This is a genomic window from uncultured Ruegeria sp. (assembly GCF_947500045.1).
Taxonomy (GTDB): domain Bacteria; phylum Pseudomonadota; class Alphaproteobacteria; order Rhodobacterales; family Rhodobacteraceae; genus Ruegeria.
Genome location: NZ_CANMQQ010000035.1, coordinates 1 through 1,251 on the forward strand (window position 1 = coordinate 1; position 1,251 = coordinate 1,251).

Annotated in this window: 1 protein-coding gene; it reads left to right on the forward strand. The window is 58.8% G+C overall.

Going from position 1 to position 1,251, the window contains the following annotated elements:
* Window positions 1-1,176 (forward strand): elongation factor Tu (gene tuf / locus Q1B46_RS22135; RefSeq protein WP_299670028.1); only part of this gene is annotated, 1,176 nt, incomplete at its 5' end.
* Window positions 1,177-1,251 lie beyond the last annotated feature (75 nt).

A 1,251-nucleotide genomic window follows, 5' to 3' on the forward strand; every position in this document is an offset into this window, starting at 1 on the left:
ATGGCAAAGGAAAAGTTTGAGCGTAATAAGCCGCACGTCAACATTGGAACGATTGGCCACGTTGACCACGGCAAGACCACGCTGACCGCAGCGATCACCAAGTATTTTGGTGATTTCAAAGCGTATGACCAGATTGACGGCGCGCCGGAAGAGAAAGCGCGCGGCATCACCATCTCGACCGCCCACGTGGAATACGAGACCGACGCGCGCCACTATGCGCATGTCGACTGCCCCGGCCACGCCGACTACGTCAAGAACATGATCACCGGTGCGGCCCAGATGGACGGCGCTGTTCTGGTTGTGAACGCCGCTGACGGCCCGATGCCGCAAACGCGTGAGCACATCCTGCTGGGTCGCCAGGTTGGCATCCCGAAGATGGTCGTGTTCATGAACAAAGTGGACCAGGTTGACGACGAAGAGCTGCTGGAGCTGGTGGAAATGGAAATCCGCGAGCTGCTGTCTTCGTATGAATATCCCGGCGATGACATTCCGATCATTGCAGGTTCGGCTCTGGCCGCGATGGAAGGCAACAAGCCTGAGATTGGCGAAGAGAAGATCCGCGAACTGATGGCGGCTGTTGATGAATACATCGACACCCCTGAGCGTGAAGTTGACAAGCCGTTCCTGATGCCGGTCGAAGACGTGTTCTCGATCTCGGGTCGTGGTACCGTTGTGACGGGCCGTGTTGAGCGTGGCGTGATCAATGTTGGCGACGAGATTGAAATCGTCGGCATCCGTGACACTCAGAAAACCACCTGTACCGGTGTTGAAATGTTCCGCAAGCTGCTGGATCGCGGTGAAGCGGGTGACAACATCGGCGCCCTGCTGCGCGGCATCGACCGTGAAGGCGTTGAGCGTGGTCAGGTTCTGTGTAAGCCGGGTTCGGTTACGCCGCACACTAAGTTCGAAGCCGAAGCCTACATCCTGACCAAGGAAGAAGGCGGTCGTCACACTCCGTTCTTCGCGAACTACCGTCCTCAGTTCTACTTCCGTACAACTGACGTGACCGGTACCGTGACCCTGGCGGCTGGCACCGAGATGGTTATGCCCGGCGACAACGTCGGCTTCACCGTCGAGCTGATCGCACCGATCGCGATGGAAGACGGCCTGCGTTTCGCCATCCGCGAAGGCGGCCGCACCGTCGGCGCCGGCGTCGTGTCGAAAATCATCGAGTAAGTCGGTAGGCCGGGCTTCAGCCCGGCTCATCGGTGAGACTAATGAAGGCCGCTCCACATCGGGGCGGCCTTTTTC